The sequence below is a fragment of the Pseudoalteromonas sp. Of11M-6 genome (assembly GCF_022347905.1).
In the GTDB taxonomy this organism is placed as follows: Bacteria; Pseudomonadota; Gammaproteobacteria; order Enterobacterales; family Alteromonadaceae; genus Pseudoalteromonas.
On record NZ_JAKRFW010000053.1, the window covers coordinates 14,152 to 34,103 of the forward strand.

At 43.3% G+C, this 19,952-nt stretch carries 20 protein-coding genes; 19 read left to right on the forward strand and 1 reads right to left on the reverse strand.

From position 1 onward, the window contains the following. Positions 1-93: 93 nt before the first annotated feature. Positions 94-1,170, reverse strand: coding sequence for a PepSY-associated TM helix domain-containing protein (locus MHN32_RS20005; protein WP_343224415.1), 1,077 nt, complete (start codon positions 1,168-1,170; stop codon positions 94-96). A gap of 248 nt (positions 1,171-1,418) precedes the next feature. Between MHN32_RS20005 and leuS the strand changes: the two genes are divergently transcribed. From leuS to MHN32_RS20100, 19 genes are all read left to right on the forward strand, one after another. Next, positions 1,419-4,007: a leucine--tRNA ligase gene (leuS, locus tag MHN32_RS20010; protein ID WP_239422615.1), complete on the forward strand. Its 2,589-nt coding sequence runs from the start codon at positions 1,419-1,421 to the stop codon at positions 4,005-4,007. Then, on the forward strand, positions 3,991-4,503 hold the full coding sequence (lptE, locus tag MHN32_RS20015; RefSeq protein WP_095728292.1) for an LPS assembly lipoprotein LptE: 513 nt from the start codon (positions 3,991-3,993) through the stop codon (positions 4,501-4,503). Before leuS ends, lptE begins: the two co-directional genes overlap by 17 nt. After that, a complete protein-coding gene (gene holA / locus MHN32_RS20020; protein WP_130163569.1) occupies positions 4,503-5,546 on the forward strand; it encodes a DNA polymerase III subunit delta in 1,044 nt (347 codons plus the stop codon). The genes lptE and holA overlap by 1 nt, the downstream gene beginning before the upstream one ends. After that, positions 5,543-6,178 carry a nicotinate-nucleotide adenylyltransferase gene (gene nadD, locus MHN32_RS20025; RefSeq protein ID WP_239422616.1) on the forward strand — a complete coding sequence of 212 codons (636 nt, stop codon included), beginning with the start codon at positions 5,543-5,545 and terminating at the stop codon, positions 6,176-6,178. Before holA ends, nadD begins: the two co-directional genes overlap by 4 nt. Positions 6,179-6,230: 52 nt before the next feature. Further along, entirely contained in the window at positions 6,231-6,548 is a 318-nt protein-coding gene (rsfS, locus tag MHN32_RS20030) for a ribosome silencing factor (protein ID WP_088532235.1), read from the forward strand. 1 nt (position 6,549) lies between these two features. Then, entirely contained in the window at positions 6,550-7,020 is a 471-nt protein-coding gene (gene rlmH / locus MHN32_RS20035) for a 23S rRNA (pseudouridine(1915)-N(3))-methyltransferase RlmH (RefSeq protein ID WP_010372039.1), read from the forward strand. Between the two features lie 2 nt (positions 7,021-7,022). Then, the gene (gene mrdA / locus MHN32_RS20040) at positions 7,023-8,891 is read left to right on the forward strand and encodes a penicillin-binding protein 2 (protein ID WP_239422617.1); all 1,869 of its coding nucleotides are present in this window, start codon (positions 7,023-7,025) and stop codon (positions 8,889-8,891) included. After that, the gene (rodA, locus tag MHN32_RS20045; protein WP_102057333.1) at positions 8,888-9,994 is read left to right on the forward strand and encodes a rod shape-determining protein RodA; all 1,107 of its coding nucleotides are present in this window, start codon (positions 8,888-8,890) and stop codon (positions 9,992-9,994) included. Before mrdA ends, rodA begins: the two co-directional genes overlap by 4 nt. After that, positions 9,994-10,767, forward strand: coding sequence for a septal ring lytic transglycosylase RlpA family protein (locus tag MHN32_RS20050; protein ID WP_239422618.1), 774 nt, complete (start codon positions 9,994-9,996; stop codon positions 10,765-10,767). The genes rodA and MHN32_RS20050 overlap by 1 nt, the downstream gene beginning before the upstream one ends. 41 nt (positions 10,768-10,808) lie before the next feature. Next, positions 10,809-11,972, forward strand: coding sequence for a serine hydrolase (locus MHN32_RS20055; RefSeq protein WP_039493684.1), 1,164 nt, complete (start codon positions 10,809-10,811; stop codon positions 11,970-11,972). A 417-nt stretch (positions 11,973-12,389) separates the two neighbouring features. After that, entirely contained in the window at positions 12,390-12,971 is a 582-nt protein-coding gene (locus MHN32_RS20060; RefSeq protein WP_239422619.1) for a hypothetical protein, read from the forward strand. Between the two features lie 174 nt (positions 12,972-13,145). After that, complete coding sequence (locus MHN32_RS20065; RefSeq protein WP_239422620.1) at positions 13,146-13,598, forward strand: hypothetical protein; 453 nt, start codon at positions 13,146-13,148, stop codon at positions 13,596-13,598. Between the two features lie 263 nt (positions 13,599-13,861). Beyond that, positions 13,862-14,140, forward strand: a complete 279-nt coding sequence (gene ybeD / locus MHN32_RS20070) for a DUF493 family protein YbeD (RefSeq protein WP_010606146.1) — start codon at positions 13,862-13,864, stop codon at positions 14,138-14,140. Between the two features lie 18 nt (positions 14,141-14,158). Further along, entirely contained in the window at positions 14,159-14,812 is a 654-nt protein-coding gene (gene lipB / locus MHN32_RS20075; protein WP_174169868.1) for a lipoyl(octanoyl) transferase LipB, read from the forward strand. Continuing rightward, the gene (gene lipA, locus MHN32_RS20080) at positions 14,809-15,774 is read left to right on the forward strand and encodes a lipoyl synthase (RefSeq protein WP_239422621.1); all 966 of its coding nucleotides are present in this window, start codon (positions 14,809-14,811) and stop codon (positions 15,772-15,774) included. Before lipB ends, lipA begins: the two co-directional genes overlap by 4 nt. A gap of 679 nt (positions 15,775-16,453) precedes the next feature. Continuing rightward, positions 16,454-17,497 (forward strand): hypothetical protein, encoded by a 1,044-nt coding sequence (locus MHN32_RS20085; RefSeq protein WP_095728299.1) that lies wholly within the window; start codon positions 16,454-16,456, stop codon positions 17,495-17,497. 10 nt (positions 17,498-17,507) lie between these two features. Further along, positions 17,508-17,840: a hypothetical protein gene (locus MHN32_RS20090; protein WP_095728300.1), complete on the forward strand. Its 333-nt coding sequence runs from the start codon at positions 17,508-17,510 to the stop codon at positions 17,838-17,840. Positions 17,841-18,169: 329 nt separating this feature from the next. Next, positions 18,170-19,690 carry an ISNCY family transposase gene (locus tag MHN32_RS20095; protein WP_239422622.1) on the forward strand — a complete coding sequence of 507 codons (1,521 nt, stop codon included), beginning with the start codon at positions 18,170-18,172 and terminating at the stop codon, positions 19,688-19,690. 32 nt (positions 19,691-19,722) lie between these two features. Beyond that, positions 19,723-19,952, forward strand: a 230-nt coding sequence (locus MHN32_RS20100) for an ISAs1 family transposase (protein WP_343224416.1), incomplete at its 3' end; no start/stop codon positions are given.

A 19,952-nucleotide genomic window follows, 5' to 3' on the forward strand; every position in this document is an offset into this window, starting at 1 on the left:
AATAGTTTGCATTACCTTTTAGTGCAAGACCACCTTACTTTACATCGATTTTTGCAATTATATCCACATAACAGTAACTTAGAGTGAAGTTAATTACCGCTTCCTACGATGACGTTGCAGCCAAAAATACAGGCCGGATACCGTGAAAAAAGTCGGAACTAAGGCAAGTATTAACCAGACAAATTGCACGATGGGTCCTGCAAAATCACCAATATGAAACTTGTACTTAAAGTTCCAAACTTGCGTAGCAACTCCGGCTTTTGACGCATCATATTGCGCCACCACCTCACTGTTATAAGGGTTTACCCAAACCCAGCTATAGGCATGACTTTCGCCTGGGTTTTGAACTCTGTAAGCGATGCTGTCGGACGCTTTATCAGGCATATAGATACGGAACAGCTGACTGTCTGGGAAGATAGATTTCGCACGTGTTGTAGCGCTATTTAAATCATAGGGTAAGCCGTGAAAATTAACCGCAATAGTGGGCGGTTTTGGTCTTGCTTCGACCTCATCAAAGCTCAACCACTCAACCACAGCCTTAGTTTTCGGCTGCCAGTTAAACGCCATACCACTGAAGGCAATGAGCAGCATAGGTAAAAGCAAATATACCCCCAGTACGGTGTGTAACTGATAAAGCAGGATCCTTAGCTTAGCTTTTGGTTTTATCACTAGCCGTTTCAAGCGATTTTTAGGCTTTACCCAAAGATAAAAGCCCAACACTAACTCAATAATGAGTACAAGTGCACAAATAGATACCCAATCTCTAAGCGGCTTTTTGTTGTCAGCATCTTCAAACAACAACCAACGGTGTAGCGCCATCGTAAAGCCATATATCGTAGAATAATACTCGTAGCGATGAAGGATCTCGCCACTGTAGGGGTTAACGCTAACATAATCACCGCTAGACAACTTCAGTTGCCACGCCAAATCCGGTTGCTGCTCAGGCATAAACAGTGAAACTTTTTCAGCGGTTGTAGATTCAATAAAAGTTACTATTTGCTCTACCCCAAGAGGCTCAGACTGTGGCTCAACTCGCCACAACTGAGGCTGAGTAAGATATTGAATATCTTTGGCATATATAAGCAGTGCCCCAGTTAAGCTTAAGCAAATAATAAATGCACCAGCCACCAGCGCCATTACTAGGTGAGCACGGCGTAACCACAATTTTATCAAGGGAATTCTCAAACTTCTTTCGATATTTAGCAATAGTAAGTGATAATAACTCTTACTTGCAACAGCACAAAATTTACCCTTTTACCGCTGCAGATCTTCGCGTAGTTTATCTCCACTTCGGCACCACCTTTAGTCCGCGGCAATCGACTAAAATAATTCCACTTTAGGTGCTGTGATTGCTGGCCAATTTCGGGTATGCTATCGAGCAATTTTCTATTAATTTTGCCAGATGTTTGGAAACCTAGATGCAAGAGCAATATAACCCGCAAGATATCGAAGCCAAAGTACAGTCGTACTGGGAAGAAAACAATACCTTCAAAGTTGTCGAAGACGAAAGTAAAGAGAAGTACTACTGTCTCTCAATGTTCCCATACCCAAGTGGTCGCCTCCACATGGGTCACGTACGTAACTACACCATTGGTGATGTGGTTTCTCGTTTCCAACGCCTACAAGGCAAAAACGTTATGCAACCTATGGGTTGGGATGCGTTTGGTCTTCCAGCTGAAAACGCGGCAATTAAAAATAATACCGCACCGGCGAAATGGACCTACGAAAATATCGACTACATGCGCAACCAGCTTAAGTTACTTGGTTTTGGTTACGACTGGGATCGTGAAATCGCGACTTGTCACCCTGAATATTATAAGTGGGAACAGTGGTTCTTCACTAAGCTTTACGAAAAAGGCTTAGTATACAAAAAGATGTCAACGGTAAACTGGGATCCTGTTGACCAAACGGTACTGGCAAATGAGCAGGTAATTGACGGCCGTGGTTGGCGCTCAGGTGCCATTGTCGAGCAAAAAGAAATTCCACAATGGTTTATTAAGATCACCGATTATGCACAAGAGTTACTGGATGACTTAGACAAGCTTGACCACTGGCCTGAGCAAGTTAAAACCATGCAGCGTAACTGGATTGGTCGCTCAGAAGGCGTTGAAATCGACTTTAAACGTGCTGACAACGACGAAAGCTTCACCGTATACACTACCCGCCCTGATACCTTTATGGGCGTGACTTATGTAGCAGTTGCGGCAGGTCACCCAATCGCTCAAGAAGCGGCGAAAAACAGCGAAGCAATCTCTCGTTTTGTTGAAGAGTGCAAGAACACCAAAGTTGCCGAAGCGGATATGGCAACAATGGAGAAAAAAGGCATCGCAACTGGCTTTACGGCTATCCACCCACTCACAGGGCAAGAAGTGCCAATTTGGGTAGCTAACTTTGTACTGATGGATTACGGCTCAGGTGCCGTGATGGCAGTACCGGGTCACGACCAACGTGATTATGAGTTTGCAACCACTTATGGCATTGAGATCAAACAAGTTATTCAGCCTCTAGCCGGCGCAGAAGTAGAAGCCAATCTGGCTGAAGCAGCGTTTACCGAAAAAGGCACGCTTATCAACTCTGGCGAGTTCGATGGCCTAGACTTTGAAGGCGCCTTTAACGCCATCGCGACTAAATTAGAATCACTTGGCGTAGGTAAGCGTAAAGTAAACTTCCGTCTTCGCGATTGGGGTGTGAGCCGCCAGCGTTACTGGGGTTCGCCAATCCCAATGTTAAACAAAGAAGATGGTTCTGAGCTTGCGGCACCTGAAGACATGCTCCCTGTTCGTCTACCTGAAGACGTAGTCATGAATGGGGTAACTTCACCGATTAAAGCAGACCCTGAGTGGGCAAAAGCAACAATAAATGGTGAAGCGGTATTCCACGAAACCGATACATTCGACACCTTTATGGAATCATCTTGGTACTATGCACGTTACTGTAGTCCACGCTACGATGAAGGTATGCTTGAACCAGGTGCTGCAAACTACTGGCTACCAGTAAACCAATATATTGGTGGTATTGAGCACGCTATCTTGCACTTGTTGTACTCGCGCTTCTTCCACAAGTTGCTACGTGATTTCGGTTTAGTGAACTCTGATGAGCCATTTGAGCGTCTACTATGTCAAGGCATGGTACTTGCGGATACTTACTACCGCAAAGACGAGAAAGGCGGCGACATTTGGATCGCACCAACTGACGTATTAACTGAGACTGACGACAAAGGCCGCATCACTAAAGCGTGGCATAAAGAAGACGGCGAGCCGGTATTCTCTGCAGGCATGAGCAAAATGTCTAAGTCGAAGAACAATGGTATTGACCCGCAAACGGTTATCAAGCAATACGGCGCTGACACCGTTCGCTTATTCATGATGTTTACGGCTCCACCAGAACAAACGCTTGAATGGTCTGACTCAGGCGTTGAAGGTGCGCACCGTTTCCTTCGTCGTATTTGGAAATACGCAGTTGACGTAAAGCAAGCTGGTACTGCCGAGCTTGATTTAAGCAAACTAAATGCAGCGCAAAAGACGCTACGTCGCGATATCCACAAAGCCATTGCAAAAGTGACAGACGATATCGAACGTCGTCAAACGTTCAACACGGCAATTGCGGCGGTGATGGAGCTTTCAAATAAGCTTATCAAAGCGCCACTGAGCGATGAGCAGGACATTGCACTAGCAAACGAAGCGCTAGAAGCCATGGTGATCATGCTTGCGCCTATCACACCGCACATGTGTCACGAGCTATGGGCTGAGCTTGGCAAAGCTGGCGATATTCTTGATGCGGCATGGCCTATTGTCGACCAAAGCGCGCTAGTTGAAGATGAAAAGCTTATCGTTGTACAAGTCAACGGCAAGCTGCGCTCTAAAATCACCGTGGCGGCAGATGCAACGCAAGAACAAGTTGAAGCCATTGCATTTAGCGAAGAAAACGTCACTAAATTTACTGACGGCAAGACCATCCGTAAGGTGATTTATGTTCCTGGTAAACTACTTAATGTGGTTGCAAACTAAGATGCGTAGCCTATTTTGGCACACCAGCAAGCTAGCAGTTTTGCTAGCTTGCTTCTTCGTGGCGAGCTGCGGTTTTCACCTCAAGCAAGCCTCTTACCTTCCTGACGATCTAAAAGAAATCACCTTAAGTGGTGACGACAAGCGTTCAGCCTTATTTGAACAGTTACAGTCTGATCTTCAGCGCGCTCAGGTATCCCTTACACCAAAAAATACCAAGCAAGCTGCTGAGTTGTACTTGTACAATGACTCACTTGAACGTCAAACACTCAGTTTGTTCAAAAATGGTCAGGTTGCTCAGTATGAACTGGCGTATCGCGTGTCGTATCGATTGACTCGTCCGGGCCAAGAACCCGTTAAACAAATGTTCGAGCTGTATCGTAACTATCAAGACGACCCAGACAACGCGCTAGCAAAGGCAAAAGAGCTTGAGCTAATCCTAACCGAGATGCGCCGTCTTGCAAGCCAACGTATTATTCGAGAGTTGTCGCAACTGTAATGCGTTGTTATGCCAATCAACTCTCCAATTACCTAAGTAAAGGGCTTGCCCCTTTTTATCTGGTCTTTGGTGAAGAACCCTTTCAGCAAGGCGAATGTGTACTTGCCATACGAACCGCAGCCAAGCAGCAAGGCTTTGACGAAGTCATTAAATTTGCTCTACTTCCGGGATTTGACTGGCAAGAGCTCAGTGCACAGTACAACAGTATGTCTTTGTTCAGTGCACGTACGCTCATCGAGTTCGACTTTAACGAGCAAAAAGTTCCTACCCAAGGTGTTGCGGTTTTAAAGTCTTTGGCCGAACAGGTCAATCCAGATGTCGTTGTTATTTTTAAAGGGCTGGGCGCGGGTCAAGACATTCAACGCACCGCTTGGTTCAAAGCATTAGAGCCTAAAGGCCTGTTCGTCCCTTGCTATGCGTTAACGGGCCGTCATCTTGAGCGCTGGTTTGATGATGAATGTAAGCGGCTGAAGCTGTCTGTGTCACCACAAGGCAAGCGCGCCCTCCTCGTCGCCACAGAAGGCAACTTGCTTGCAACGCATCAGGAGCTCGAAAAGCTCTCCTTACTATTTGGTAAAAACCCGGTTGATGAACAGCAATTGCTGAGCGGCTTATTAAATCAATCTAAGTTCGATATTTTTGATTTAAATACCGGATTGCTAAGTGGCAACCCTAAACAAATCATCAAAGTATTGAATAAGCTCGCCAGCGATAATGTAGAGCCCGCGAGTATTCTCTGGACCTTGCAAAACCAAGCACGCACCCTACTGGGTGTTAAAACCTTGTGGCAAACAGGCACTACGCTTGCGGATGCCTATAAAAAGCATAATGTCTGGAAAAATCAGCAAACCATTACGCAACAAGCGTTAGACAGATTAACGCTAGAGCAGATGAAACAGTTGCTCTGTATGATGGCAGACTTTGATACCGCATATAAAGAAGCAAGGCTCACTGCGCCATATCAAGCTCTAGCACACATAGCGCTGGCCTTTGCCACCCCCATCGCAATGCCGTTACCAATTAGCCAGAGTGAGCATGTATGATTGCTTTGTTTGGTGGTACTTTCGATCCTCCGCATTTAGGCCATTTAAATATGGCGATGCGCTGCGTCGACGAGCTAAGTCTGGCTGAGTTAAAGTTTTTACCTTGTGCCATACCGGTTCATAAACAAAAGCCTAGCATCAGTGACGAGCATCGCCTAGCGATGCTTGCAAATTTGCTAGCAGGGCAACAAAAGCTGGTTATTGATAGACGTGAGCTTGACCGACAAGGACCTTCTTACAGCCTGCTAACACTGCAAGAGCTGCGTAACGAATATCAGGATCAGCCGATTTTATTTTTAATGGGTATGGACTCATTTAATAGCCTGCACACTTGGTATCAATGGCAAGAAATTACAAAGCTGTGTCATCTGGTAGTGTATCAACGCCCAAAAGAACATTGCTCACCAGATGCTAAAGTCTCGGCTTATTTAGCCAAAGCACGCACAGATAGCTCAAATAGACTCCAAACCACCAAGGCTGGACACTGCTATTTCCTTCACGGTGAGCAAAAAGACATTGCATCGAGTACAATAAGAGCTGCAATTGCACAGCATGACAAAGAATATTTGGAACATTGGCTGCCCGCTTCTGTCATAGATTATATAAATAGCCATGGCTTGTATGCTGATTAACCCCATAAAGCATGTTAAAATCGCCGATTATTTGAAATACAGAGACAAAAACTTGGATTCACAACAGTTATTAGATTTCGCGCTAGACAAAGTAGATGATATGAAAGCGCGTGATATTGTAAAGCTCGACGTTCGCGAAACTTCTTCAATCACCGATTACTTAGTGATCTGTACAGGCACCTCAAAACGCCATGTACAATCGATTGCCGATCATGTCGCAAAAGAAGCACGTCATGCTGGAGAAACACCTATTGGCCAAGAAGGTCAGGACATCGGAGAGTGGGTATTGGTTGATTTGGGTGACGTTGTTGTACACGTGATGCAAGACCAAACCCGCGACTTTTATGACTTAGAAAAGCTGTGGGGCTAATGTGAAGATCCAACTCATTGCCGTAGGTACCAAAATGCCGAAGTGGGTTGAAACTGGCTTCACTGAATATCAAAGACGCTTCCCCAAAGATATGCCACTGGAGTTAATTGAAATTAGCGCCGGCAAACGGGGGAAAAACGCAGATATTAAACGCATTTTGCAACAAGAAGGTGAAAAAACCTTAGCCGCTATTCCAAAAGGCAATCGGATCGTAACCTTAGAAGTGACTGGCAAGCCATGGGATACACACCAACTTGCGAGCAATATGGAAAAGTGGCAGCTGGACGGTCGCGATGTTAGCTTACTGATTGGCGGCCCTGAAGGGCTTGCACCAGAATGTATTGCTGCGGCTGAACAAAAATGGTCATTATCAAACTTAACCCTACCCCATCCTTTGGTGCGTATAGTGGTTGCCGAGAGCTTGTATCGTGGCTGGAGTTTAAATAATAATCATCCTTACCACAGAGAATAATAATGATAAAAAAACGGCCGACGATTAGGGATCATTCTGCCGAGGCTAACCTCTTCGCGAGACGGGCCTTTGTCGGCTTTGTTTTTGTCGTTATTATTGTTGGGGTCTTGTTTCACAACGTCTACACGCTTCAGGTAACCGAGCACGAGACCTATCGTACCCGCTCAAACGATAACCGTATAAAAGTCATACCGGTCGCCCCTAATCGTGGTCTGATTTACGACCGCAATGGTGTCTTGCTCGCCGAAAACCGCCCCGTTTACAACCTTGAAGTGATCCCAGAAGATGTCGAAGATCTCGAAGCATCATTAGCTTCTGTACGTCAACTCATCGAAATTTCTGAGCAAGAAGTAGAAGATTTCAAAAAGGAAATCAAGCATAACCGCCGCTTCAAAAGTCAAGTACTAAAGGGCCGCTTGAATGAAGAAGAAGTTGCAATTTTGTCGGTGAACCAACACCGCCTGCCTGGCTTTAGCGTTGAAGCTCGATTGTCCCGTTATTATCCTTATGGCGATACCCTCACTCATGCCCTTGGCTATGTCGCGAAGCTCAATAAAGAGGAACTCTTTGACTTAGAACTAGAAGGCAAAGACACTAACTATCGTGCCACCCATGATATCGGTAAACTCGGTGTCGAGAAGTTTTATGAAGAACAGCTGCACGGCATTGTGGGCTCTCGCCGCGTCGAGGTGAATAATCGCGGCCGTATCATTCGCACATTAAGCATGGAAACGCCGCAACCAGGTAAAGACTTGGTACTAACGCTTGATATCGGCTTGCAACAAATCGTCCAGCATGTGCTAAAAGACACCCGAGGCGCGATCATCGTTATGGATCCACGCGATGGCGGAATTTTAGCGCTCTATTCTAACCCAAGTTACGACCCGAATCTGTTCGTTCACGGGATCAGCGGCAAAGACTACCGAGCCTTGCTCAACCCAGACAGACCGCTTATCAACCGTGCAACTCAAGGCCGTTATGCACCTGCTTCCACGGTGAAACCCCATCTCGCTGTGCTTGCGCTGGAAGAAGGTGTTGTCACCGAAACAACCAAAATTTGGGATCCTGGCTTTTTTCAAATTCCCAATGTAAAACATAAATGGCGTGACTGGCGTCCTTGGGGTCATGAGCATGTTGATGTGTATAAGGCTATTGAGCAGTCTTGTGATACCTATTTTTACGAAACCGCATATAAACTCGGCATAACTAAAATTAGCGACTTTATGAACCAGTTTGGCTTTGGTGAGCTTTCGGGTATCGATATTCATGAAGAAACCTCCGCCATTTTGCCATCCGTTGAATGGAAAAGAGAACGTTTTAAAGAGTCGTGGTATCCAGGAGATACGATTTCTGTTGGGATAGGACAAGGCTACTGGACTGCTACTCCAATGCAAATAGCGAACTCGCTGAGCATTTTGGTCAATAAAGGCATACACCGCCAGCCGCACTTAGTACAAATATCTAAGCAAGACACTGAAGTAGAACAATTATTTACGGAAGAAAAACCACCCGTTGTGTTGAAAAATCCTTATCACTGGGATATCGCATTAAAAGCCATGCACAACACAGTAAAAATAGGTACCGCGAAAAGCGCATTTAAGGGCGTGACCTATGACCACGCAGGTAAAACAGGCACCGCACAAGTTGTCAGCATTGCTCAGGGCGAAAGGTACGATGCCAAAAAGCTAAAAGAAAAACACAGAGACAATGGTATCTACGTAGGTTTTGCACCTTTTGATGACCCTCAAATTGTTATCACTGTGGTTGTCGAAAACCAAGGTGGTGGTAGTGCTATCGCAGCGCCAATGGCAAGACAAGTGATGGATTATTACTTTTCAGCCTACCCGCTTGAGAAGGAGCAACAGCAATGAGCCCGCTGAATAAGCCGCGTTCGCTATTTGAAAAAGTCCATATCGACCTACCATTATTTACAGCCTTGCTCACTATGATGATTGGTAGCCTTGCGATTGTTTATAGTGCTAGTGGACAAGATATGGGCATGATGATGCGCCACGGCACACGCATGTTTGGTGCATTAGTTGCCATGCTATTTATGGCGCAGTTTTCCCCTAATACACTTAAGCGTGTGGCAATTCCCGTTTACCTCTTAGGTCTTGGCATGCTCGTCGCCGTGCTGTTTTTTGGAGTCAGTAGTAAAGGGGCTCAGCGCTGGCTCGACTTAGGTGTTACGCGCTTTCAACCTTCTGAAATAATGAAGCTAGCAGTGCCCATGACGGTCGCTTGGTTTATTGGCCGCTCTCACTTACCTCCTAGTATTTTGAATTTAACAATCGGTTTTGTGATTGTGTTAGTACCGACCATCCTTATCAAAGAGCAACCCGACTTGGGTACTTCTATCTTAATCGCCAGCTCTGGTATTTTTGCGCTCTTTTTAGCTGGGTTAAGTTGGCGTTTAATCGGCTCTGGTTTATTACTTGCGGTCCCCGGTGGCTATGCGTTTTGGCATTACGGAATGCATGCCTATCAAAAGCAACGTGTTCTGACCTTTTTAGATCCAGAAAGCGACCCGCTGGGCTCTGGTTACCATATTATCCAATCGAAAATTGCGATAGGCTCCGGTGGCGTGGAGGGCAAAGGTTGGCTACATGGAACACAATCTCAATTAGAGTTTTTACCCGAACGCCATACCGACTTTATCTTCTCGGTGTTGAGCGAAGAATTTGGCTTGTTGGGTGTCACCATTTTACTCAGCTTGTATCTTTTTATAATTGGTCGCGGATTGTATATCGCAGTGCAAGCACAAGACGCTTTCAGTAAGCTGCTTGCAGGAGCACTGACGTTGACCTTCTTCGTCTATGTCTTTGTAAATATCGGAATGGTTTCTGGTCTCTTGCCAGTAGTCGGTGTACCTCTGCCCCTAATTAGCTATGGTGGCACATCGATGGTGACCTTAATGGCCGGTTTTGGCATTATTATGGCAATCGCAACAGATAAGAGGATGTTGTTAAAATAATGACAGTTCGTATTACCCTAATTTCAAAACAGGTTTTAGTATTTGCCCTGTTAAGCGTGCTCAGCGCTTGTGGAAGTCGCTATCATATTCGCCATGATAAAGCGCCACTGCGCGAACCTACCGAACTGGAAATGCAAGATGCCATTGTCACCAATGAGAAAAAGAGCGTGAGTGCCAATCGCCCCTACACTGTTCTTGGTAAACGTTACACACCAATCTCAGACGAACATGGGTATCAACAACAAGGCATTGCCTCGTGGTATGGCCGTAAATTCCATGGCTACCACACCTCCAATGGTGAAATTTTTAATATGTTCGATATGACAGCGGCACATAAGACGCTGCCACTCCCTAGCTTTGCTAAAGTAACAAACTTAGACAACGGACGCTCTGCCATCGTTAGAATTAACGACCGAGGTCCATTCCACGACGATAGATTAATCGACCTGTCTTACGCTGCCGCCTACAAGCTAGGCTATCACCTTCAGGGTACAGCGCGCGTTAAGGTCGAAGCCATTACTCTATCGCGCGAGTCTCCAAGGCTAACCTATGTACAAGTTGCTGCTGGCAGTAAACTTGAGAACATACAGTTATTAGCAGGTCAGTTAAAACAAGAATTGGGGTTAGGTACACCCATCACGTTTGAAAACAACCTGTACAAGCTTAGAGTCGGCCCAATTACCGACGACAATCAAGCACAATCTTTACTAAAAACCTTACAACAAGGTCAATTTAGTCGTGCTTTCTTGCTTTACAGTGAGCAGGAACTTTAGAATAACCGCAATGAATGCCGATAAACAAAAAAGCGAGCATAATGACTTCTATCAAACCAAAAATCGTTAAAAAAGTCCTTGGACTGGTGTGCACTTTCTCTATTATGAGTGCCAGTGCACAAATTATTCCTTCACCGCCGCAAATCAATGCGAAAGGCTATTTCCTTGTAGATTTCACAACAGGAAAGGTGATTGCAGAGGGTGAAGCCGATACTAAGCTAGCGCCTGCAAGTTTAACCAAAATGATGACCAGTTATGTTATTGGTACTGAAATCGCGGCAGGTAACATTAGTCCATCTGATCAGGTCACCATTAGTGAAAAAGCATGGGCTAAGAATTTTCCCGGTTCGTCGGTGATGTTTATCGAAGTCGGTAAGCAGGTCAGTGTCGATGACTTAAACCACGGGATCATTATTCAATCTGGCAATGATGCTTGTGTTGCAATGGCCGAGCACATTGCTGGTAGCGAAAGTGCGTTTGCCGATCTGATGAATGCACATGCTGAAAAGCTAGGCATGACGAATAGTCACTTTATCAATAGCCATGGCCTAGACACCGATGAGCATTACACCACTCCAAGAGACATGGCGACTCTAGGTGCCGCACTTATTCGTGATGTACCTGACGAATACGCTTTATACAAGAAAAAGTCTTTTTCATACAATGGTATAAAGCAATATAACCGTAACTCACTACTTTGGGATGCAAGCCTTGAAGTGGATGGCATTAAAACCGGCCACACCTCAGATGCAGGCTATAGTCTAGTTACTTCAGCGATTAAAGATGATATGCGTCTTGTTGCAGTAGTCATGGGCACAGAAAGTGAGCGAGCACGTAAAGTTGAAAGCAAAAAGTTGCTTAACTACGGCTTCCGTTTCTTTGAAACCATTACTCCTTACCAAGCTGGTGACGCTTTTGCCGATCAGCGCGTATGGATGGGTAACAAAGAAACAGTATCGCTTGGCATTATGGAAGACACACCAATCACTATCCCACGTGGTCAAAGCAAGAACTTAAAGGCTAACTTTGAGTTAGATAAGACGCTCGAAGCGCCGCTAGCAAAAGGCACTAAAGTTGGTACTTTGTTCCTACAACTTGAAGGTGAAGACGTAGCACAATACCCGCTGGTTACGCTTGAAGAGATCCAAGAAGGTGGATTCTTTAGCAAGATCTACGACTACCTACGTTTACAGATCTCGCAGTAATTCCTTATCTGATAGGCCAGCCGAGACAGACTGGTTGGCTTATCTTTTCTATAAAGCTTATTTATTTCCCTTCACTTTCCTGACATTCATACTTTCTAATCTAGCCCCTTTTCAACATACCACACGGCTGAAAACTCACTTTAAGTTTACAATTTAAAAACAATTTGTAATAATCAGTTTCGGGTACAAACTCGAATTATAAATAAAAGGATATTTAAGTGATGATGGCGACAATCGCGGTAATAATGATGAAGTGTAGAAACTCCTTGTGACTGTGGAAATAATGACAGCGGTCCCAGTAGCTCTTCGGAGATTTTTGTTCAGCAGAGTATCCTGACTTGTACCGGTGATGACTGTTATGAATGAGAAGAAGTAGAGAGATGTTAATCTAAAAGGTGATTCACAAAAGGCTTTCCTATGAACTACATAGATCATATATACCTAAAACCAGGCTTACCAGTAGCCAAGTTGACTATTGCAGTATTACTGCTTTTCTCTGCTATTTTATACAAGTCAAGCCTGCTTTTATATATTGGTTTTTATATGGCGCTAATTGTACCTGCTTGGGATTTATTATCCGTAGTGGCAAAAGAACAAGGAGCTTGTGCAAAAGTTACGCTCATAACTTACTGTAAACAGCACTGGATACAGTTGCTACTTATGCTAGCGTTTGCTTGTATAGGTATTGCCGGGCTGCACCTTGAATACCTACTACTTACACTTTTTAATATTGCATTCGCTATGTTATTAGCAGCCCATGTTATAAGAATTGTGTATAAAATAAGAAAGATGTCCGCTATTGACGCGATAAAGGAGAGGTTAAAAACCAAGTCGAGGTTTATTCTTTCTGTTAACCTGGTACTCATTGTTGTGATGTGCACCACACCTTTTCTATCTATACCCGTAGGAGCGTTGGCTGCTAATTATATGGTTATTTTTAGCTGCTACATACAGTACTTAAACCATATCATTAGTGAGGGTATTTTTGAAACTGATTAAACTAGTTTAGAGTTCTCGCACTAGCCTATTTAACCCAAGATCGGTTTAAGCCATCAGTTCATCAACAGAAATTGATGGCTTTTTTCTTTTAATGTTTTTACCTCTGACAAGCATTAAATTAATTTATATAAAACAAAACAATAGAATCAAATGGAAAAATAAAAGGATAAATTAATGACTTTCATTGAACAAATAAAGTCCACTCCATTTTATATCTACATTAGCATGATGGCTTATCTTACCTGCCTTGCGTTAAGCTACCATTTAAAGATGCCAGAACTTTCATATATTGGATTTTATTTAATACTCTATTCCATGCTCTATGAGTTAAGTTCTTTAATAAAAAATAGCGATGCTAGCTTAGAATCAAGTCACAACTTTGGACACTTGAGATATTTATTTGCTTTCGTAGTAATATTTTTTGGTCTTATTGCTTTTCCACTTCGCCCTGTGTTCGTTACAGTAATCAATTTTATGGTGATTGCCGCTATCACCTATCAATTAATACTCGTTTTAAATACTAAGTTATTACAATCTAAAGAAAATATTATTAATAGTTTTAAACGAAAAAAAAACAGGAATTTTACTGCTACTATTCGTAATGACGGTATTGCAATTTTTCTTTGATGATCTAACCTTTGCTAACAATAGTCATTTTTTTCTTCTCATTCTCACCTCAGAAGTTTTCGATGATTGTAAGGGTTTAATCTCTAACACTCACTAAGCTCTATACGGCTTAGCAAAAACGTCCTGCGTATGGACGTTTTTTTTTGTCTTAAAAATGATAGAATGCGGCCAATAAATGACGACCTTGGAAACTCAAGGCTTGAAAGAGTCCCTAAGTGACCAAATAAAGGCGTCAGCAAGTAGTTCGTTGTGAGGATACCGTCGTGGTAAAACCAGTTAAAAATACTAAGTTTGATGAATACTTAGAATTTCCTTGCCCATTTACATTCAAAATTATGGGCCTAGCAAATGTCAATTTGACGGATCAGATCCTAGCCAAACTGCAGGTTATTGCACCTGGTGATTATGCACCAAAGGTTAAACCAAGCAGTAAAGGCACCTATGAAGCCGTATCTCTAGTCGTTACAGTAACCAGCAAAGAGCATATCGAGCAGATTTATACCGAGATCGGTGGCATCGAAGACGTCCGCTACATCCTGTAGTTGGTAAGGACCCTAGTTATGGAATCTCGTAAGTTAATTGTGCGCCAACTTGGCCTTTGTCGTTACGAACCAATTTGGCACAAAATGCAATCTTTTACCGACGAGCGTGATGACACCACAGCGGATGAAATCTGGCTGGTGGAACATGAGCCTGTTTTTACGCAAGGTCAAGCAGGTAAAGAAGAGCATGTTTTGGCGCCAGGTGACATTCCCGTCGTAAAAGTGGATCGCGGCGGTCAAGTTACCTATCACGGTCCTGGGCAACAAATGCTTTATGTGCTGCTCAACTTACGACGATTGAAAATAGGGGTACGTGAGCTCGTCACTTGGCTAGAAGAAAGCATTATCGATTCCCTAAAAGAATATGGGATAGAGGCTTATGCTAAAGCCGATGCACCAGGTGTATACGTCAACGATAGCAAGATAGCATCTCTTGGACTTAGAGTCCGTCGTGGCTGCTCATTTCATGGGCTCGCACTCAACGTCAATATGGATCTTGGTCCATTTTTACGAATAAACCCTTGTGGTTACGCGGGCATGAATATGGTGCAAAGTAGCGAAATTAATGGACCTCAAACCGTCGCTGATGCGGGGGCCGGTCTGGTAAAACACATGCTAAAACGCATTAATGCTGAGCATGTCGAATACACTGAAGGGTTTGAAAACGTATGAGTAAACCAGTCAAAATGGAGCCTGGGGTAAAGCTCCGCGATGCTGAAAAAATGGCATTGATCCCAGTAAAAGTCATGCCAACAGAACGCGAAGAAATGCTGAGAAAGCCTGAGTGGTTAAAGATCCGTTTGCCAAAATCAAGTGAACGTATCGATGGCATTAAACAAGCAATGCGTAAGCACGGCTTACACTCTGTTTGTGAAGAGGCGTCATGCCCTAACCTTTCTGAGTGCTTTAATCACGGTACAGCAACCTTTATGATTTTAGGTGCAATTTGTACTCGCCGCTGTCCATTCTGCGATGTGGCTCATGGTCGTCCACTAAAACCTGACGCCCAAGAGCCTGAAAAGCTAGCGCTCACTATCAAAGACATGAAGTTAAGCTACGTTGTTATTACCTCTGTTGACCGTGATGATTTACGCGACGGTGGTGCACAACATTTTGCTGACTGTATTCGTGAGATCCGTAAGCATAACCCAGGTATTACAATCGAAATTCTTGTGCCTGATTTCCGCGGCCGTATGGACAGAGCGCTTGAAATTTTGAGTGAAACACCACCGGATGTATTCAACCACAACCTTGAAACTGCACCGAGACTTTACAAGCTAGCGCGTCCAGGTGCCGACTATAAGTGGTCACTCGAATTGCTACGCCGTTTTAAAGAAGCGCATCCAGAGGTAAGAACTAAGTCTGGCTTAATGGTTGGACTGGGCGAAGAAATCTCTGAAATTGAAGAAGTCTTAAGAGACTTGCGCGAGCATAACGTAGATATGCTTACGGTAGGCCAGTACCTACAACCTTCAAAGCACCACTTACCGGTAAAGCGCTACGTGCCACCGGCAGAGTTTGATGGGCTAAAAGATTATGCCGACGAAATAGGCTTTAGCCACGCAGCTTGCGGACCATTTGTACGCTCTAGCTACCATGCAGATCAGCAAGCCGCCGGTAAAGAAGTAAAATAAATTCTTCGTAAAACTGCTAGTTACAACTTAAACGCGGCAAAACGACACTATTTGTGATTTCAGTATTGTTGATAAAACACTAAAATCAATCGTATTGTCGCGGGAAAATCTAATGCTAGTAATACCAATTCTCTTAATTAGTTGATCAATTTTGAGTCGAGAAAAGCTTGTGATAACAAGGCAAAAATTTTGCTATTTAGCTGTTCTAAATGAGAAATTTTTAACGCAGTTGGCAGCAGGTTTTATCTCTCAAATTGACCAGATATTTAAGCTGATTGGTATAAATTGCCTTGTGGCTATATCATTAGTGGAGGGGCGTTTGGTTTGGCGCTATCGAGCTAAAATCTAAACCTCCCCTCTAACCCTTCCTTACAAATCGTAATACTCTCTATTCAAAATGACAGAACGTACTCAAAAGCAAGCTTTTTGCTAACCAGCAGCTTTGATTCAATCATAGTCAGAAGTCCAATATAGGTCTTAAAAAATAAATGTCGGTGAAAGTGCCCCTCTGCTACCTACTCAAGTTGAAGGCACATGCTTCTCATGTTATAAAAAAGCTAACAACATTGTAGAGCAATTGAGTCAGTCCTTTTAGCAACCATTGATATCAGCTTTATATAGCAATGCCACTACCCTATTGAATTAGTTGAACTTATTATGAAATCACTTTAGGTTTTAAATGTTTATTCGCCCACAAGCTTACGGAGGAATAACTGTGGATTCAACAAAACTCCCTTATTACAAGATAGAGGTGCCTGAGCCTTTACCATTCAAGTTTAAACCAATACCCAGAAAGTATGAGCCAAACAGCAAACCTCACAAAAAGATAATAGTTTTCTCAGCAATCGTCTTTAGTGTAATTCTCATGGGCTTAATTCTAAGTATTATAGACTCTCGAAATAACTTATTACTGAAACTGATACTTCTAGGCGTAACTTGGTTTTTTTGGGTAAAAATAGTCCGCTACTTTGAAGCTAAGGAGAAAGAGGTAGATGCAGAAGTAAAGTCTAGCTCAGACTATATAGCTCGTATTCGCAATGAAGTTGCCGAAGAGAAAAGTGAATATCATAAAAAAAATAAAGAAGTTGAAGAATCACTAAAGGAAAACGAGTATCAAGCCAATATGCTCTTAATTGATGTTAACGATATTCTCGACACTGATATTCCTCGATCACTCAAAGAGGCCAGTACCTATATCTCACAAGCCGAGATCACCTATCAAAAAAATCTCTATTCTCAATATTGGGATAATTTAGACGATGCAATACTAAAAATTGAATTAGCAAAAAAGCAGTTCAACGCTGTAGAGAGTAAGTCAAAGAAATATCAAGCAATTTTACGAGGGCAGAAGCATAATTTCCCTCCGCTTTTTCAACAGCGAGATTTTAAATTAAACCCCATTGCTGTATTTAAGGAGTACTGCCGCATAAAAGAATTGGGAGAATCAAATTATCAATTTGCCAAAATTGAAGAGATGCGAAAAACTAGAAAGGTCATTGCTGCGGGGTTTGGCTCTTTCAACCATATGTTTAATGCACAGATGAATTCAATCAACTCGTCATTTAACTACTTTAGGGATAGCGTTGACCAACAATTTCATGAATTTAAAAAAGAAAGTAAAAAGTCGAATCAAGATCTTGAACAAGCACTTAAAGAGCAAAAGGAATACTTTGAAGAAGTTATTGCTGACTTAAAGCAAACATTTCAAACTGGCAATCATTAAGGAGATACATATGTCGGAATACTATTCATTTATGCTACGGGATATTGGAGGGAGCGACTTACATGCAGTAAAACTTAGCCGCAGGAAAATCCGTATTGAAAATGGAACTGTTACTACGTTAGAAAAGAGTGGATTATTTTGGGGAAAATGGGAGGAAAAGTATTCATGGACAATAACTCAAAGTATGGAGGTTCTTTACATAGATAGAATGGGCTTAAATAACCTTTCCGGGTCAGTTGAGTTGCAAGATAAAAGTACTGGTGAAAGTTATAGGGAATATATATATGATGAGTTAGACGCATTTATAAGCGAATTAAACTTGCCTGTATCCTGCGAAATTTAAAGTTTGAGTTAAAGTCTAGATATGAGGAAAACGATATACCTAGCTTAGATATGATTAAGCTCAGAATTCTAGCATTTAGACTAGTTCATTTAAGCTGAATTAGCTGAGAAGAATTTAGCTGAGAAGAGTGATCCGTACCAGCAACAACAACGGGTAGCTGTCAGATCAAGTCTGAGCTAGTACAGCCAGTACTGTTAACACCAAGCGATTTTGTCGTACTTTAATTACCACGCGACTTTGTCGTAGTCGCTAATTACCAAGGGAAATTGACGGTTATCTTTAACCGTGTTCTTTGAATGTTTTGTATAAGCATTTGAGGAGCGCTAAGGGTGATTGTTTTGAATTCTAAAGCTCAATTAACAGTTGATATCATTGCTAAAGTGGCAGAGCGTAAAATTACGATAGCTAATGCCGCTAAGCTCCTCAATAAATCCAGGCGTACTATTGAACGTTATTTGCAGCGTTACCGAAGCCAAGGTCTACAATTCGTTGTTCACGGGAATACAGGCAGCGAGCCAATTAATAAAACTCCAGATAGGCTTAAGCAGCAAGTTCAGTCGCTGATCCGCGAGAAATACTATGACCTGAACCTGTTGCACCTCGCCGAGATGCTAGAGGCTCATGAACACATTGTTGTTAAGCGCGAGACACTACGTAAGTGGGCACATGATATCCACCATGTAACACGAGCCAAGCGTAGGCGTAGCCGTGTTCACAAACGCAGAGAGCGGATGGAAGCACCAGGACTAATGCTGCAAATGGACGGCAGTACACATCGTTGGTTCGGTGATAAAAAGTCGTGCTTAATCGCTATGATTGATGATGCTAACAGCGATATCCATGCAGAGTTTTTTCCGTCAGAAACGACTGAAGGGTGTATGAAAGTTATGCGCTCAGTTGTTGAGAAGTACGGCATGTTTAAAACGCTGTATGTGGATAGAGCTGGCATCTTCGGTGGCCCTAAACGTTGCAATTTCTCCCAGATGCAACGGGCCTGTGAGGAGTTAGGAATTGAAATCATCTTTGCCAGTTCTCCTCAAGGAAAAGGTCGTATTGAGCGTGCCTTCGATACTCTGCAAGACAGGTTGATACCAGAGTTACGGCTCAACAATATTACTGACATGACGGGCGCTAATAGCTACCTCCAACACGTCTTCATCCCGCAGTTTTGGCGTAAAAACCTGATGGTAAAATCTAAAATATCAAACACCGAATATACGCCTGTATCACGCTGCATCAATCTAGATGATATCTGCATCACCAAGGTCTACCGGAAGATCCGCAACGACCATACGTTTAGCTTCAGGGGAAAGTTCTACTTCATCGACTCACCGCTTAAGCACTCAATCGCTAACCAGAAAATTGAAATTCGTACGGGTAAAAATAAGCAGTTCGATGCGTACTTCGCTGGGCGAAAACTACAGGTAACCGAAGTCAAGGAGCCTGATAAGCTATCCTCTGAAGACTATGAAATCCAGAAGAAGCTTGATGTATTGGCACTGGCTGACAAGCTAGGAAATGTGGCAGAAGCTTCACGCCCAAGTGGTGTCTCCCGCGATACTATTTACCGCCATCGTAAGCTGATAAAACAAGGTGGGATCGAATCGTTAAAACGTCAGGAAACGCCAAATCTTCACCACAAAAATCGCACTGACAGAGCTATTGAGGAAGTCGTCATAGAATTCTCACTGGCTAACCCACACATGGGACAATCCAAAGTGTCACGACTGCTCAAGTCTGAAAAAAACGTCGACATACATGCCAGCGGCGTTCGCAATATCTGGCTAAGAGAAAATATGAATACTACTGCGTTACGGTTAGCAAAACTTGCCGAAATTCGGCAACATTGATAGTGTGATTACGTCAAAATCGCTTGGTACTTATACCGTCAGTATCCCTTGGTAATCACACTAGTACAGCCAGTAAAAAGCGTGAGGATAACTTACACTTGGTGTCTGCTTTTGATTGCGAGTCTGGTTTAACTTTGTATCAGCGAACGGTAGAAAATAAGTCCAATGAGATACCGGCAGTTAGGGCCTTATTAGATGTGCTCGATATTTCGGATTCTATCGTCACACTAGATGCACTATGTTGTCAGAAAGCGACACTTTC

Coding starts and splice junctions, on each gene's coding strand:
- rodA (WP_102057333.1), top strand. CDS start 8,888: ATGAGCCCGCTGAATAAGCCGCGTTCGCTATTTGAAAAAGTCCATATC.
- leuS (WP_239422615.1), top strand. CDS start 1,419: ATGCAAGAGCAATATAACCCGCAAGATATCGAAGCCAAAGTACAGTCG.
- lipA (WP_239422621.1), top strand. CDS start 14,809: ATGAGTAAACCAGTCAAAATGGAGCCTGGGGTAAAGCTCCGCGATGCT.
- holA (WP_130163569.1), top strand. CDS start 4,503: ATGCGTTGTTATGCCAATCAACTCTCCAATTACCTAAGTAAAGGGCTT.
- MHN32_RS20050 (WP_239422618.1), top strand. CDS start 9,994: ATGACAGTTCGTATTACCCTAATTTCAAAACAGGTTTTAGTATTTGCC.
- MHN32_RS20065 (WP_239422620.1), top strand. CDS start 13,146: ATGACTTTCATTGAACAAATAAAGTCCACTCCATTTTATATCTACATT.
- mrdA (WP_239422617.1), top strand. CDS start 7,023: ATGATAAAAAAACGGCCGACGATTAGGGATCATTCTGCCGAGGCTAAC.
- MHN32_RS20090 (WP_095728300.1), top strand. CDS start 17,508: ATGTCGGAATACTATTCATTTATGCTACGGGATATTGGAGGGAGCGAC.
- MHN32_RS20055 (WP_039493684.1), top strand. CDS start 10,809: ATGACTTCTATCAAACCAAAAATCGTTAAAAAAGTCCTTGGACTGGTG.
- nadD (WP_239422616.1), top strand. CDS start 5,543: ATGATTGCTTTGTTTGGTGGTACTTTCGATCCTCCGCATTTAGGCCAT.
- MHN32_RS20060 (WP_239422619.1), top strand. CDS start 12,390: ATGAACTACATAGATCATATATACCTAAAACCAGGCTTACCAGTAGCC.
- lipB (WP_174169868.1), top strand. CDS start 14,159: ATGGAATCTCGTAAGTTAATTGTGCGCCAACTTGGCCTTTGTCGTTAC.
- MHN32_RS20085 (WP_095728299.1), top strand. CDS start 16,454: ATGTTTATTCGCCCACAAGCTTACGGAGGAATAACTGTGGATTCAACA.
- lptE (WP_095728292.1), top strand. CDS start 3,991: ATGTGGTTGCAAACTAAGATGCGTAGCCTATTTTGGCACACCAGCAAG.